We start from the raw sequence: 14,073 nt of genomic DNA, 5'->3' as shown, positions 1-14,073 counted from the left end.
GCCTCAAGCGAATCATCGCCCGCCAACTCTTCCGCACTCTCCAACAACACCACAACACCGCACCTACGACCCCTTGACGCCACATAGCAGCGTCATAGGGACACCCCCCGACATCGCCGATACCCGTCGACGCCGAGGTAACGGCGTTGCCGGGATTCCGCCGGCGGCCACGGTGGTCATCGTGTCGCGCAGCATCTGCAAGGCTCTTCTGCGGTGGGCCGGCGCCCGGGTCCGCGGGCGGTCATCCGCTCCGGGATGTGCGCGAGCTGCGCGGGCAGCCCGAAGGGAAGGCGCGGGGCCGTGCAGCCGCGCCATCGCCGACTCAGCGATCGGGCCGGGGTACTCCAGCTTCGCGGTCAGACACTCCCAGCAGAATCAGGCCCAGTGCAGATATCGACAGGGCCAGCCGATTCATCGAGAATCTGCTCCGGCGCGAGGTACGCTGCCGTACCCGTCACCACGCCGGTGCCAGTGATACGGGTCGCGTCGAGCTCATGCGCGATGCCGAAGTCGCCGATCAGTGGACCGTCGGGCCCGAGCAGGATGTTCGCGGGTTTGAGAGCTCGGTGCCCGACGTCTTCGGCGTGGAAGTAAGCCAGCGCCTCGACGAGCTGGACGGCCAGGTCGATCACCTGCTCGGCCGGCAGCGCCCCGGCGAGCAGGCGCTCGGCGAGATTCTCACCGTCGACCAGCTGCATCACCAGGAACGGCCGGCCGTCGTCGGTACCGCTGTCCAGCAGTGCCACCACGCGCGGGTGGTCGATACTGGCCTGGACGGTCTTCTCGCGCACCCGACGCAGCTGCTCGACCGCGACGACGTTTCGCTCGTACACCTTGACCGCGACTTCTCGACCGAGCCGGCGGTCGAAAGCCCGCTAAACACGCGCGGTTCCGCACGGCCGATCAACCATTCCACGTCGTACCGTCCGCCGATCGAGACCAGTGCATCGTCGTGAGGCCCCGAGGGGAACCCGTCGGCCCTTCCCAGTGAAAACCGCGGAGAGGTGGCGTCAACGCCGCCCGCTCGTTCGTCCGGCCATCGGCAGGTACGACCGGGCAAACGGCAACTGGGGAACGGCTCTGCTGCGCGCCAGCACCGCCTGCTCGGGACCGGGCGTCGGGAAGTAAATCCGGCCGCATCGCCGCGTACGAGCCGAGCAAGATCAACTCGAAGAACAACTGGCCGATCGTGGGTGTCGCCGGCACAGCTGACGCTGGTCGCGCTGAACGGGCCGGAGGCATTGCTGTCGCGGGCCGGCGGTGAGTGCGCGCCGGAAGGCCGGCGTGGCTCGCCGGGCGGCGGTGTCGGCGGTGTGCTCGCGCGGCGACGACGCTGGAGGACGTGCTGATTGCCATCCGAGATAAGGGAACTCGCTCCGGCAACCTGCGGATGCTTCAGGAACTGCCATCGGATGCGGTGCCCCATCCGCACACCGGATCGCACCGGTGCCGGGACGAGTGCGCGGACGTTGTGGTCGCGAACATCGCTCCCCACATTCGCAGCCTGGACGCGTAGGGACGGTCCCCGCCCATGCCGAACTCCTGCGCCACCGCAGCGCGACGCCCGGGTTCCGAGCTTCGGTCAGGGACGCCGATCCATCGGCCCCCACTCACGAGATCCTTGTGCGTCAATGAGCGCACGGCCTTCACGGAGCACGGTGTCCGCGACCCACGCGAATGGCTCGTCGCAACGCACGAGTGGCTCGTTGTCCGGACCGCGTGCGAGTTCGGTTCCGCGCAGCACCCACGGGCGCACGCCGGGACCACGTAGATCGCGCAGGTGCTGGTAGTCGTAGAGCCGCCGCGCGAGCCATACCCGGACGGGACGGTCCTCCCACCACGACTCCTTGCGCAGCGAGTTGGCCGACAAGCCCGGCAGCGACACGCCGGTCAGGCTGTCCCGGCTCTGCTGCGCCCGCGCCGGGTCGAGGTCGACGGTGGGGCCGTGCGACCAGCGGACGTATAGATCGTCGCCGCCGTCGGAGATGAACAACGCGCACAGCTCGTCGAGGCTGAGGACCGTCGGCATGTCCCGCTGCCGCGGGCGACCGGGGGATGGCCTCCCGGATCCGGTCATCGTTGTTCCGTTCAGCTGGTGAGGATTTGCGGGGACATGATCTTCAGCATGGCGTTGGTCCACTTCATCTGCCGCAGCGTCTGCGGGTGGCAGCGGCTCGCCAGTTCGAGCAGCTCGGGATCTTTCGCGGCCTGCGCGCCCTGGGCGAGCGATTCCCAGTCGAGCGACACACCGGCGGCTTTGCGGTGCAGCCGGCGCAGGTCGGCGAGCAGCAGCCCCGGTTCCGGGCGGCCAGCGCTCAGCCCGGCGAGTGTGCTCCGCTGCGGTGCCAGTAGCCCGGAGCCGGGGACGTCCTCGTCGAGGTGAAGGCCGTACCCGCGCCCGTGGCGGGCGAGTTCTCGTACGTGGTCGGCCGACCAGCCGGCGAGGTCGCGGGCGACGTGGTGCACTTCGTGTTCCACCTCGTGGCGGTCGGCGGTCTTGCGCAGATCACGCGCGAGTGACTTCTCGGCTCGGTGCAGTTCTTGCAATGCCAGGCCCAGCTTCATCGCGTCACTCCCGCAACGTGTTCTTCGTGGACGCTGGTGTGCGCAGGCGTGATCGTCGGCGCGGCCTGCTCGTCGCTGACCTTCCGCAGCGCCGCGGCCGCGACCTTGAACAGCGGCTGTTTCGAAACGGGATCCCAGTCGGTGAAGGTCAGCTCGTTGGCCGCACGGTCGCCGTCCTTGCCGGCGGCGTGGTCGACGTCCCAATAACCGTAATGGAACGGCAGGAACAACACGCCCGCGCGGATCCCCCCGACCCGCACGTGGGCGCGGACGAGGCCCTGCGGCGTCGAGACCTCGGCGACGTCGCCTGCGGCGAGGCCCGCGGCCGCCGCGTCCGATTCGGACACTTCGAGCCACACCTCCGGGGCCGCGGCGTCCAGCTGCGGGGCACGGCCGGTTTTCGTGCGGGTGTGGAAGTGGTGGATGGTGCGGCCGTTGATCAGGAAGAACGGGCGGTCCTCGTCCGGAGTCTCGTGCGGCGGGAAGTACCCGGCGGCTTTGAGCATGGCCTTGCCGTCGGGGTTCATGGCCCGGTATTCGACCGGTTCCGTGGGAGCGCCGGTGATCAGGTCACGGCCATAGCTTTCGCAGTAGTCGGGGTCGGCGAAGAACTTTCCGTCGGTGTAGAGGCGCTCGGTGCCGTTGGGGTGGTCGTCGGTGCACGGCCACTGAATTCCGCTGACTTTACGCAGCTTGTGGTAGCTCAGGCCGCTGTAGTCGCACGGCCGCCCGGCCGAGGCGCGTTTCCAGGCTTCGAACGCCGACTCCGCGTCGGACCACGGCGGGAACGGCGCCCCGTCGGCGTCGCGCAAGTCCATCCGCCGGGCGTAGTCAAGAAAGATGTCGAGGTCCGCCCGCGCCTGCCCCGGTGGGTCGACGGCCTTCTCGGACAGGTGCACGGTGCGGTCGGCGTTGGTGAACGTGCCGGTCTTCTCACCCCAGATCGCCGCGGGCAGCACGACGTCGGCGAGTTCGGCGGTCTCGGTGCGGAACGCGTCCTGCACCACCAGGAACAGCCGGTCCTGCGACAAGATCGAGCGGATGCTGTGCAGGTTGGGCAGAGAGACGGCCGGGTTGGTCGCCGACACGCAGAGGAACCGCAGACTGCCGTTTTCCGCGTAGCGCAGCATCTGCATGAGGTGCGTCGGCGGCCCGTAATGCGGGATCCGGGTCACGTCGACGTTCCACAGCTTCGCGAGCTCGGCCACGTGCTCGTCGTTGGCCCAGTTGCGGAACCCCGTCAGGTCGCCGTCGGCGCCGCACTCGCGGGTGTTCTCGGCGGTGGGCTGGCCGTTCATCTGCAACACACCGGCACCCGGCTTGCCGAGCATCCCGCGCAGCAGGACCACGTTGTTCACCTGCACGGCGGCCGCAGCGGCCTGGTGCGACTGGTAGAAGCCCTGCAGGACGGTGCACAGCAGCCGCTCCGCCCCGCCGAGCAGATGCGCGGCTTCACGGATCTGCGCGGCGTCGAGCCCGCAGATCTCCGCGGCGCGCTCGGGCGGGTAGTCCGCGACGGCCGCCGCGAGGTCGTTGTAGCCGACTGTGTTGCGCTCGATGTAGCCGCGGTCGACCCAGCCGTGCTCGATGATCTCGTGCAACAGGCCGTTCATCAACGCGACATTCGTGCCAGGCAGCGGCGCGAGGTGCAGCGTTGCCGCGCGAGCGACTGGGGTTTCGCGCGGATCCACGCACAGCAGCCGCGGTGGTTCGGGGCCGGCGAGACGGTCGAGGACCCGCTCCCACAGTACCGCCTGGGTCTCGGCCATGTTGTGCCCGAAGAGCGCGATGACGTCGGCGTGGTCGATGTCGGTGTAGGACGCGGGCTGGCCGTCGCAGCCGAAGGACTCCTTCAACGCGGCCGCCGCGGTCGCCGTGCACAGCCGCGTGTTGCCGTCGAGGTGGTTCGTGCCGATCCCGCCCCGCGCGAGAGCGCCCAGCGTGTAGTACTCCTCGGCGAACAACTGTCCGCTGGTGTAGAAGCCCAGCGCGCCGGGCCCCCCTTCGTCGAGCAGTTCCGTGCTCCGGCGCACAACGAGGTCCATCGCCTCGTCCCAGCTCGCCTCCACCAGCTCACCGCCCCGGCGCACCAGCGGTTTCGTCAGCCGGTCGGACGCGGAGTTGGCCTGCCAGCCAAAGAGGTCCTTGGGGTCCAAGCGCCCCCGGTTCACGCGATCGTCGGCACGGCCCCGCACCCCTACGATGCGGCCGCCGGCGACGGCAATGTCGAGCCCGTCACCATTGGAGTGCAGCACAGCCGCACTCCGAGCCCACCGCTCGACGTCCTCGGGGCCCACTCCCTCGGCGAGGTGGCTGTCCACGCGCACTGGCCATGACTGGCCGGGGCCGTACGGCGTCCGCGCTCCCCACGGTTCCCTGATCCCGTCCCGCTGCGGCACGGTCACACCTCCCTGATCTTTGTGCTCGGATACCCGAGCGGGTTGGGGGCAAACACGATTGACACGTCACCGCCGCGGGGTAGCTCTGGGACATGGTCATGCGAAGGCACAGCTGTACATGGCGTACTTGCGCGCCACCGGGCAGAAACGGTTCTACGACAACGCCCGCACGCTGCACCACCGGCTGCACCGCCACCAGCGGCCGTCGATGGCCCGCCCGCCGCGGCAGGTGCGGCGTGCGTGCGAGGTCGAGCGGTGGGAGGCTCGCGGATTTCCCTGTTGGACGCTGCGGCCGCGACGAGGGGGTACCTCGGAGCTGCACGTGGTGCACCTGCACGGCGGCGGGTACGTCGAACAGATCGAAACCCACCACTGGCGCTACGCCGCCGACCTCGTCGCGCGCCTCGGGTGCACCGTGACGCTCCCGATCTACCCGCTGGTGCCCCGGCACGACCACACCGAGACCCTGCCCATGGTGTACGCCGCCTACGACCACATCGCCGGCCACCACCCGGCCGAACATCTGGTGATCTCCGGAGACTCAGCAGGCGGCGCGCTCGCCCTGGCCATCGCCCAGAACCTCCGCGAGCAAGCCCGGCCGCAGCCGGCGCGAATGCTGCTGTTTCCCCCTGGTTCGACATCACCTTGGAGGACCCGATCTCCGTCGTCCTCGACGAACACGACCCCATGCTCGGCATCACTGGCCTTCGCGAAGCCGGCCGCATGTACACCGAAGGCACCGACCCGCACGACCCCCGCATCAGCGCGCTGCACGCCGACCTCACCGGGCTGGGTCCCTTCAGCCTTTTTATCGGCACCCGCGACGTTCTGTTGCCCGACGCGCGTCGCTTCACTACCCGCGCCTTCGACGCGGGGATCGACGTGGACTACGCCGAGTACCCCGGCATGTTCCACAACTGGCTCATGCAGAACATCCCCGAGGGACGCGAAGCGATGACTCACGTCGAACGCATCCTCCGCCGCCCCACCGGAAAAACCGGCGGCTGAACGGATTCAGCGGTTGGTTTCCCGGTGACGATAGCCCTGAAAGCCGAGGACCCGCGGATTCACCGCATCGAGACCGGCCGCGGGCACCCGACCAGGTGGCATCGGCGAACAGCGTTGCGGCAGCGCGCTGCGCCGAGCCGAGGATCGATCATGATATTTCTTCGTCTGGCGACCGTGATCACCGTCTGGGCTCTGGTTGGGCTTTCCTGCGCACCGGCCTATGCCGTCAGTGCTCCCCGGTTGCTGATCAACCAGGACTTTCCCGATCCGGACGTGGTGAAAACCGGCACCGGCTACTTCGCGTTCTCGACGAGCACCGGCTCGGTCAATATCCTCCCGTGGCGACGGCCCCTGCCCCCGAGGGCCCGTGGCGGGTGACCGGTGACGCCCTTGCGAGCGCACCGGCGTGGGCGGAGACGGACGGGGGGCTGGGCACCGGACGTCACCGTGCTGCCGGACGGCACGTTCGTGCTGTACTTCGCCGCCGCGGTCGCCGCGACCGGCCAGATGTGCCTCGGCGCCGCGACCGCGGCCAAACCCGAGGGGCCCTACCAACCGAGCGGCGACCAGCCCCTCGTCTGCGCATCCGGCGACGGCGGCGACATCGACCCGCAGACCTTCCTCGACTCCGACGGAACCCGCTACCTGCTGTACAAGAGCAACGGCAAACCTACCGGGCCACCCGCCGCTATCTGGTCGCAGAAACTCGGCGCGGACGGCCGTGGCCTCACCGGGGCGCGCACCGAGCTGCTCATTGCCGACCTCAGCGCGGAGAAAGGTGTCGTGGAAGCGCCTTCGGTGGTCAAGACCCCATCCCGATACCTGCTCTTCTACTCCGCCGACACCTTCCAGAGCACCGGTTACCACACGTGCTACGCCACCGCGCCGACGTTGTCCGGGCCATTCGTGAAGGCCGACGCCCAGTTCCTCTCCACCGACCTGCTCGGCGGCAAAGTCGACGCTCCCGGCGGCGCCGACGTCGTCGACGGCCACATCTACTTCCACGGCTGGCTCAACGGCGGTCGCACCGCACGCGGCCTCTATGAACTGCCGATCAGCTTTCCCGGAGACACCCCTCAACTCGGCTGAAGAGGCGACTGACACGATCACGCCGCAGGGGCGAGTACAGCCCGCAGCGTCTGCCTGCCGAGCCACCGCGGCACCCCGTCCGTAGGCCAAGGCGTAAACCACCGAAGGGCTGGGTACATGGTGGTGTGCAGAAAATCATCGTCAGCGCGGTGCTAGCGGCGTTCCTCCTCGCGGCCGCCGGGTGCGGCGCCGCCGATGCCCCGGAGGCTCAGGCCACTGCTCAGGGGTTCGTCACCGCGGCCGCCACGGGCACGGCCGTCGAGGCGTGCGCGCTGCTCGCTCCGCGCGCGCGAGACGCACTCGGCCCTGCCGGGTGCCAGCCGGTGCTTGCCGAGGTACCGCACGCGCCCGTCGTCTCCGCGTCCGTCTGGGGCGACGAGGCACAAGCGCGCTCCGCTGCCGACACCTTGTTCCTGCACGAGTTCCCCGACGGCTGGCGCGTCACCGGCGCCGGATGCCACCTGCGCAACGAGCAGGTCTACGACTGCGCGGTCGGCGGGCGATGAGCACCCGCGCGGTGTTCGCCGCCTACCTCGTGCTCGTCCTCGCCGGACTGGCCTACTTCATCGTGCTCGGGATGCTGGGCCGATGAGCTGGCTACGGACCCTGCTGCGCAACAACGGCCTCTCGCTCGCCTTCGGCGCCTTGTTCCTGCTCAGCTTGCTCGGACAAGCCTGGTCCGGCCTCGTCGACTTCAACAACCAGCAGCTCGCCCACGGCACCCAGACCGTCGGGATGGGGGACTACCTCACCTCCTCTTCGTTCGCGGTCGACGTCGCCGAGAACTGGCAATCCGAATACCTGCAATTCTTCCTCTACGTCTTCGCCACCGTCTGGCTCGTGCAGCGCGGTTCCCCCGAGTCGAAGCCGCTGGGCAAGATCGGCCCGGAGAACGATCGCGACCAAGTGCTCGGCCGCCACGTGCGCGTCGGCTCCCCACGCTGGGCCAGGGCGGGCGGCTGGCGCACGACGGTGTTCTCCCGCTCGCTCGGCCTGGTCATGGGCACGATCTTCCTACTGTCCTGGCTGGCCCAGTCGATCGCCGGCGTCAGCGCCTACAACGCCGAGCAGCTCAGCGACTTCGGCGACCCCATCAGCTGGGGCGAATACCTGCTCTCAGCCGACTTCTGGAACCGCACCCTGCAGAACTGGCAATCGGAATTCCTCGCCATCGGCTGCATGGCGATCTTCAGCGTCTACCTCCGCCAGCGCGGGTCGCCCGAATCGAAACCCGTCGGCGCCGAACACCACGTCACCGACGAGACCGGCTGACCACAGGCCCCAGTCCACCTCAGGCACCCGCCCGTATCCAGTAGGCCACCGCTCTTGACCAGTTGAATCTCGGGGCCTGCTGCCCTACATTTTTTGGGTGCTACTTTGAGTAGCCGCGGCTCGCCGAGACGTCGCGAAGGAGTGCTCACCATGTAGCAGTTCGAACCGGCCGACCGTGTGCAGTACTCCTCGCCGCGTCAACCCAGCTGTTGGGCGGCGCCGGTCACGCAGTGCGGGAGAAAGTGGGGCGACCTGTCCAGCCGCTACCACGCCGCGTAGAGCGAGCTGCAGCAATTACGAGAGGCACTGCCCTCGCGAGCGGCGAGCCCATGAGGCATTCGAGATCCTCCGCGCACTGTCACAAAACACCAACGTCAAACTTCGTGACATGGCCCGCCGCTTGATCGAGGAAGCCGTGCCCGCCCAGCGCCCCGACGACCCCTCCGAGAGCCCAGTCGGCCGTGCAGCCCGCGAACTCCCGTCGGCCGCTTCTTGACCGACGGGAGCCGGGGACCCGCGCCTCTTCACCGCAGGCACCCGAACCGGGCTAACCACTCAGTCCGGATGCGAAACGCGTCAAGCCGACCTTCGTCGCAACGTCCGACTTCCCACCTGGCCGGTTTGCCGATGCGGCCAGCGGGTAATCACGGTCAGAGCCAAGGAGGAGCCGTGCCTGAGAAGAGTGGCAGCACCAAGCGCGAACGTCAGTACGAGCACATCAAGTCGTCGCAGAAAAAGCAGGGCGCCAGCACCGGCCGGGCAAAGGAAATCGCCGCACGGACGGTCAACAAGAACCGGGCACAGTCCGGCGAATCTCGCACCGCCAGCAAGAGTTCGACCCGCGACACCTCGCCCCAGAAGCGTGGTGGGAAAAGGTCCGGCAACCGGCAGGACCCCGGCGGACCGACCAAGGAGCAGTTCTACAACGACGCCAAGAAGCGCAACATCAAAGGCCGCTCCACGATGACCAAGAAGGAACTGCAGGAAGCCCTCGGCCGCTGAGCATGGACACGGCGCGGCGTACCTCCACATCGATATCGCAGCCCGTGGAGCCACGCGAGGGCGCAGCGCGAAGACTCAGCACCCCAGGCCGCGAAAGTCCCCGTTCCAGCAACCGCAGCCCGTCGGCGACGCAGGAATCGCCGTCCGCGCCGGCACACCGCTGTGGTGTTCAACGCGTAAGCGAAAGCCGGCCGCTCGCGCAGCACGGGAGAGATCATGGACCACTCGCGAGCGCCAGTGCTGGAAGCCATCGAGTCATACCGCCGCGAAGGCGGGTTGGCCTTCACCCCACCTGGTCACAAACAGGGTCGCGGCGCCGATCCGCGAGTGCTGCAACTGCTCGGCCGCGACGCGTTCGCCTCGGATCTGCTCACTCTCAACGGTCTGGACGACCGCCGGATGTCCCGTGGTGTCCTGGCAGACGCCCAAGAGCTGATGGCCGACGCGGTGGGGGCGGAGCACACCTTTTTCTCCACCTGCGGCAGCTCCCTGTCGGTGAAGAGCGCGATGCTCGCCGTCGCCGGGCCGGGCGAGCGGCTCCTGGTGTCCCGCAACGCCCACAAGTCGGTGGTCGCCGGGCTGGTGATCAGCGGAGTGCACCCAGTGTGGGTTCGCCCGCGCTACGACGCCGAGCGGCATCTGGCCCACCCGCCAGGCCCCGAAGAGGTTCGCGCCGCGTTGGCCGGGGCGCCCGAGGCGAAGGGCATGCTGCTGATCACCCCCACCGACTACGGCACCTGCGCCGACATCCGTGGAGTCGCCCGCGAATGCCACGCCGCCGGGAAACCGCTGATCGTCGACGAGGCCTGGGGAGCTCACTACCCCTTCCACGACGACCTGCCGACCTGGGCGATGGACGGCGATGCCGACCTGTGCGTCACCAGCACCCACAAGATGGGCGGCGGCCTCGAACAAGCCTCCTCTTCCACCTGCAGGGCGACCGGGTGTCCCCGGACGTGCTCAAGGCCCGCGAAGACCTGCTGGGCACCACGAGCACGTCAGCGTTGCTGTTCGCCTCGCTCGACGGGTGGCGCCGTCAGATGGTGGAGTACGGCGAAGAAGTGCTGGGCAAAGCGCTCTCGCTGGCCGCCCGTGTTCGTGAGGAGATCGCCGCCACGCCCGGTTTGCACGCGATGGGCACCGAATTCCATCCGCTCGCGTTCGAGCACGACCCACTCAAGATCGTGATCGACGTCGCCGGGCTCGGCATCAGCGGTTACCAGGCCGCCGACTGGCTCGCCGAGCAGCACCTGCACACCGGCCTGTCGGATCACCGCCGCATCGCTGTCCAGATCACCCACGCCGACGACGAGGACACGGTCACAGCACTGCTGACGGGCCTGCGCGGACTGCGAAAGTACGACTTCGACCATCGGCCGCCAGTGGACGTGCCGGCCGCAGCCGACCTCGCACTCGAAATGCGCATGCTGCCCCGCGACGCCTTCTTCGCCGAGGCCGAGCACATCCCACTGGCCAAAGCCGTCGGCCGGGTCGCCGCGGAGATGATCAGCCCGTACCCGCCTGGCGTCCCCGCTATCGCACCCGGCGAAGTCTTCACCGACGCGATCGTGGACTACCTCGACAGCGGGGTCCGAGCGGGCATGTTCATCTACGACGCCGCCGCCCCGGGCCTGCGCACCGTCCGTGTTGTCACCTGACACGGAGGACGACCGGACTTCTGACGTCCGAAGGTGCGCCTGGGCGGCCTCCGGTCCGGGCTGGTCAGGCCGCATCCTCGGAGGCACCGTAGCAAGCGGTTTCGCCTCAGCCGGTCGTGAAGTTCTCGTCCACCCGGTTGGCCAGACTGTCCAGCACACGGCTTGCCAAATCGTCTGCACCGCGGCAGGTCAGGCGCAGGAAAACCCAGCTCGCGCCTGCGCCCGACCCGGTGATGGTGAGCAGTGCGCCCCCGCGACCATTCGAGTCGCACGTGCGGCAGGTCCGCCTCGCAGCGCAGGTCGTCCGGCCCGGCTCCCACAACGTCGGTGAGCCAGCCGCGGATCTGGTCGGGGTCCGTGGCGGTGTTCGCGACGATTTCGGGCAGCGCGTCGAATCCACGGGCTGCTTCCAGCGTCTGCACGGTGTCCTTCTGGCCCGGCAGGGCGAAGCGATGGTCAGTTGCGTTCACGGCTGACTTCCCGATCGCCGACGGCTTCGCGTTCGGCGAGTTCGCGCTGCTCGCCGGGACTCAGGTCACCCGAACCGGCGAGCTCGCGGTCGACCGTGGTGTCGGGGCCGGGGTCGCGTTCGGGTTCGGGTTCGGTCATGCCTCGCCGTCGACCCGCCCCGGCGTGGATCAAACGCGTGCGTGACGCGGCTCCACCTGGGTACCCTGATCCGAATCCCCAGAGGTGGCCACGCCCATCTGACCCGCGTCCTCGGCGCCGCAACCGCTGCATACGGCGCGACCACCATCGTCTTTCCCCGTGTGCTGGCCGAACCGTGTGGCCTCACCACCAAATCTGGTGACGTCAAGCCCGAGAACCGCACGCTCATCGCCGGGATCGGAGCGCGTGACACCCGATCGGCCTCGCCATGGCGCTCGCTCCAGAAGGCACGCCGCTGCGCGTCGCCTCGCCGCGCGGGTCGCGTCGGACACCGCCGACGCCGTCGTCTTCAGGCTCGGCCTGCCCCGACAGTCCGCCCATTCCAAAGTCGCCGCCCTCGCGGTGGGCTGGGCGGCGTTGTGCGCGGTGTCGGCGCTCACGCCTTGACGCGCCGAGGTTTTCAGCGCCGGGGTCACGCGGCCCCCCTCACACTGTGACGGGACCGTCTGAAGGACTCCACCCTCTCGCCGCGGAGCGCTTCGGCTGAGACACGCTGACTGCCGAGCAGGACCGCGCGATGTCGACCGTGGGAGCCGGACGTGATGTGCTCGCCGTGCCGGCCGCCGGCTCCGGCAAGTCGGCCATCTACCAGGTGCCCACGCTCCTGCTGGACGGGCTGCCGTAGTGGTCTCCCCGCTGCTGGCGTTGCAACGCGACCAGACCACAGGCCGCAGGCCAGCGGGGCACCCGACGCCGCCGCCCTCAACTCGCTTCAGTGAGCCCCCGAACGCAGGCAGGCCTGGGACAAACTCCGCGCCGGCGAGGCTCGCTACCTGTCCCTCTCCCCCGAGCAGCTTACGGACGACGATATGGTGGAAGACGCGGCCCGGCTGCGGCCCACAATTGTTCACTGTGGACGAAGCGCACTGCGTTCGTCGTCGGGGCACGGGTTCCGGTCCAGCTACCTCCTGCTGCTGGCCATCGAACGGCCCGGACGGCCACCGGTCCTCGGCCTCACCGCGACGGACGCGCCCCCGGTGCGTCGCGACATCATCGACCTGCTCGGACGCCGAGACCCGATCGAGGTCGTCGCCGGGTTCGACCGGCCAAGCCTTCACTTGGCCGTCGAGCCCGTCGAAAGCGAGCGCGCCAAACGACGTGTGGTCGCCACGTCCGCGTTCGGCATGGGCATCGACAAACCCGACGTGCGGTTCGTGCTCCACACCGCTGTGCCGGATTCCCTCGATACTTACTACCAGGAGATCGGCCGCGCCGGTCGGGACGGCGAGCTGGCTTCGGCCGTGCTTTGCTACCGCCCGGTTGACCTGGGCCTGCAGCGCTCCCTCACCTCCGGCGGCGCACCGCGCGAAGCACTGGAGCAGTGGCCGAGACCGTTGGGCGCGGCACCGTCCGTCCCAGGGAGGTTGACGATGTGCCGGGCGCACCCGTGCCATCGCGCTGCTCGAGCAGAGGGGTGCCGCCGTCACCACCGCTCGCGGCGAGCTCCGGTACGCCAACCCCGCCAAACCACCCGGTGAAGCCGTAGCCGAAGCCGTCGATTCCGAGCAGATTGCCGGCCGTGGCGACCTCGCGATCCGGTGAACGACGGCCAGATGCTCATCGCTCCGGCGTTCGCGGGTACCCCGTCGGAAAGGAGGAGGAGAAGATGTCCGACAACGACCTCATGGGGTTCCTGATGATCGGACTGATCTTCGTGGTGGCCGACGGCCAGGTTCTCCCCCGCGGGGGCCGCCGCTACCTGCGGGGCGGGCGAACGGTGGCGAAGCGACAGGGTCGATGGCGTGGATGGTGGTGACGGTCTTCCACCTCGTCGCGATCGGTGTCCTAGCCCTGCTTTCGGTGGTGGGCACCGCATGGCCCGGTTCGAGCGAGGCGCTGGTCGGCCGCTTGGGTGTCTTCCTTCTGCTTCTGGCGGTCGCGCACGGCCTGACGCTGGCCGTGCTCGCCCGACGCAGGCAGGGCGAGCTGGTCGAGTCCCGATTCCAGCAGCAGGAGAGCGCCGCGGCCCCACACCGTCGGCTGACCTCCGAGCCGAGCTACGAGACGACGACCGACGCCTCGTCGCGGCCGAGCACCGTCATCCCGGTACCGGGGCAGGTCGACCCGCACCCAATGTTGACCGAGCGTGACGCGCGCGCGGTAGTCCGGGGACGGGGTGGTCAGGGATACGGCGCCGAGCTCGATTACGCCACAGCTGGGCCATGAGGTACGTCGTCGACGGCATCATCAGGCCCGAGCCCGACTGTGCGCCCTGTTTGGTCTGGCTGTCGGCCCACCTAGCGCTGGTTGCCCGCGTAGCCGTACCACCAGCTCGACCGGTGACAGCACGCTTGAACGCCACCACCGACGGCGATTCGGGTTGGGTGGGTGACAGCGGCCTTTTCAACGTCGTGTCGGTGCAGTACCACTCCCCGAAGGCTGGCCACGGAGGACGACTCCGCTCCTCGATC

At 68.9% G+C, this 14,073-nt stretch carries 14 protein-coding genes and 2 pseudogenes; 11 read left to right on the top strand and 5 right to left on the bottom strand.

Going from position 1 to position 14,073, the window contains the following annotated elements; genetic code table 11:
• Positions 1–356 precede the first annotated feature (356 nt).
• From AB0383_RS32985 to AB0383_RS32970, 4 genes are all read right to left on the bottom strand, one after another.
• Positions 357–833, bottom strand: a complete 477-nt coding sequence (locus AB0383_RS32985; RefSeq protein WP_364190157.1) for a serine/threonine-protein kinase — start codon at positions 831–833, stop codon at positions 357–359.
• A gap of 749 nt (positions 834–1,582) precedes the next feature.
• Positions 1,583–2,029, bottom strand: a complete 447-nt coding sequence (locus AB0383_RS32980; RefSeq protein WP_364190160.1) for a DUF6098 family protein — start codon at positions 2,027–2,029, stop codon at positions 1,583–1,585.
• 59 nt (positions 2,030–2,088) lie between these two features.
• Positions 2,089–2,565: a hypothetical protein gene (locus AB0383_RS32975; RefSeq protein WP_366189382.1), complete on the bottom strand. Its 477-nt coding sequence runs from the start codon at positions 2,563–2,565 to the stop codon at positions 2,089–2,091.
• Positions 2,562–4,964 (bottom strand): molybdopterin-dependent oxidoreductase, encoded by a 2,403-nt coding sequence (locus tag AB0383_RS32970; protein ID WP_366189381.1) that lies wholly within the window; start codon positions 4,962–4,964, stop codon positions 2,562–2,564. Before AB0383_RS32970 ends, AB0383_RS32975 begins: the two co-directional genes overlap by 4 nt.
• Before the next feature lie 118 nt (positions 4,965–5,082).
• Here AB0383_RS32970 and AB0383_RS32965 point away from each other — a divergent pair.
• The 8 genes and pseudogenes from AB0383_RS32965 (at position 5,083) to AB0383_RS32930 (ending at position 10,993) form a co-directional block, all read left to right on the top strand.
• Positions 5,083–5,972, top strand: a pseudogene (locus AB0383_RS32965) (alpha/beta hydrolase).
• Positions 5,973–6,146: 174 nt separating this feature from the next.
• Positions 6,147–6,350 carry a hypothetical protein gene (locus tag AB0383_RS32960; protein ID WP_366189380.1) on the top strand — a complete coding sequence of 68 codons (204 nt, stop codon included), beginning with the start codon at positions 6,147–6,149 and terminating at the stop codon, positions 6,348–6,350.
• A gap of 3 nt (positions 6,351–6,353) precedes the next feature.
• Complete coding sequence (locus AB0383_RS32955; protein WP_366189379.1) at positions 6,354–7,061, top strand: glycoside hydrolase family 43 protein; 708 nt, start codon at positions 6,354–6,356, stop codon at positions 7,059–7,061.
• A 125-nt stretch (positions 7,062–7,186) separates the two neighbouring features.
• The gene (locus tag AB0383_RS32950; RefSeq protein WP_364190163.1) at positions 7,187–7,567 is read left to right on the top strand and encodes a hypothetical protein; all 381 of its coding nucleotides are present in this window, start codon (positions 7,187–7,189) and stop codon (positions 7,565–7,567) included.
• A gap of 82 nt (positions 7,568–7,649) precedes the next feature.
• Complete coding sequence (locus tag AB0383_RS32945; protein ID WP_366189378.1) at positions 7,650–8,333, top strand: DUF6766 family protein; 684 nt, start codon at positions 7,650–7,652, stop codon at positions 8,331–8,333.
• A 175-nt stretch (positions 8,334–8,508) separates the two neighbouring features.
• Entirely contained in the window at positions 8,509–8,829 is a 321-nt protein-coding gene (locus AB0383_RS32940; RefSeq protein ID WP_366189377.1) for an ANTAR domain-containing protein, read from the top strand.
• Positions 8,830–9,002: 173 nt separating this feature from the next.
• Complete coding sequence (locus tag AB0383_RS32935; RefSeq protein WP_366189376.1) at positions 9,003–9,335, top strand: plasmid stabilization protein; 333 nt, start codon at positions 9,003–9,005, stop codon at positions 9,333–9,335.
• Between the two features lie 216 nt (positions 9,336–9,551).
• Positions 9,552–10,993 (top strand): annotated as a pseudogene (locus AB0383_RS32930) (ornithine decarboxylase).
• A gap of 456 nt (positions 10,994–11,449) precedes the next feature.
• Here the strand turns inward: AB0383_RS32930 and AB0383_RS32925 are convergent.
• The gene (locus tag AB0383_RS32925) at positions 11,450–11,602 is read right to left on the bottom strand and encodes a hypothetical protein (protein ID WP_364190170.1); all 153 of its coding nucleotides are present in this window, start codon (positions 11,600–11,602) and stop codon (positions 11,450–11,452) included.
• 869 nt (positions 11,603–12,471) lie between these two features.
• On the opposite strand from AB0383_RS32925, the gene AB0383_RS32920 reads away from it, so the two are divergent.
• From AB0383_RS32920 to AB0383_RS32910, 3 genes are all read left to right on the top strand, one after another.
• Positions 12,472–13,140, top strand: a complete 669-nt coding sequence (locus tag AB0383_RS32920; protein ID WP_366189375.1) for a helicase-related protein — start codon at positions 12,472–12,474, stop codon at positions 13,138–13,140.
• 128 nt (positions 13,141–13,268) lie between these two features.
• Entirely contained in the window at positions 13,269–13,418 is a 150-nt protein-coding gene (locus tag AB0383_RS32915) for a hypothetical protein (protein WP_364190174.1), read from the top strand.
• Positions 13,409–13,828 (top strand): hypothetical protein, encoded by a 420-nt coding sequence (locus AB0383_RS32910; RefSeq protein WP_364190177.1) that lies wholly within the window; start codon positions 13,409–13,411, stop codon positions 13,826–13,828. Before AB0383_RS32915 ends, AB0383_RS32910 begins: the two co-directional genes overlap by 10 nt.
• Positions 13,829–14,073 lie beyond the last annotated feature (245 nt).

Source organism: Amycolatopsis sp. NPDC051373 (assembly GCF_040689465.1).
Taxonomy (GTDB): Bacteria; Actinomycetota; Actinomycetes; order Mycobacteriales; family Pseudonocardiaceae; genus Amycolatopsis.
Note: the sequence above shows the minus strand (reverse complement) of the source record. Positions and strands in the feature narration are given on the sequence as shown.

Coding starts and splice junctions, on each gene's coding strand:
- AB0383_RS32980 (WP_364190160.1), bottom strand. CDS start 2,029: ATGCCGACGGTCCTCAGCCTCGACGAGCTGTGCGCGTTGTTCATCTCC.
- AB0383_RS32975 (WP_366189382.1), bottom strand. CDS start 2,565: ATGAAGCTGGGCCTGGCATTGCAAGAACTGCACCGAGCCGAGAAGTCA.
- AB0383_RS32945 (WP_366189378.1), top strand. CDS start 7,650: ATGAGCTGGCTACGGACCCTGCTGCGCAACAACGGCCTCTCGCTCGCC.
- AB0383_RS32925 (WP_364190170.1), bottom strand. CDS start 11,602: ATGACCGAACCCGAACCCGAACGCGACCCCGGCCCCGACACCACGGTC.
- AB0383_RS32920 (WP_366189375.1), top strand. CDS start 12,472: ATGGTGGAAGACGCGGCCCGGCTGCGGCCCACAATTGTTCACTGTGGA.
- AB0383_RS32915 (WP_364190174.1), top strand. CDS start 13,269: ATGTCCGACAACGACCTCATGGGGTTCCTGATGATCGGACTGATCTTC.
- AB0383_RS32910 (WP_364190177.1), top strand. CDS start 13,409: ATGGTGGTGACGGTCTTCCACCTCGTCGCGATCGGTGTCCTAGCCCTG.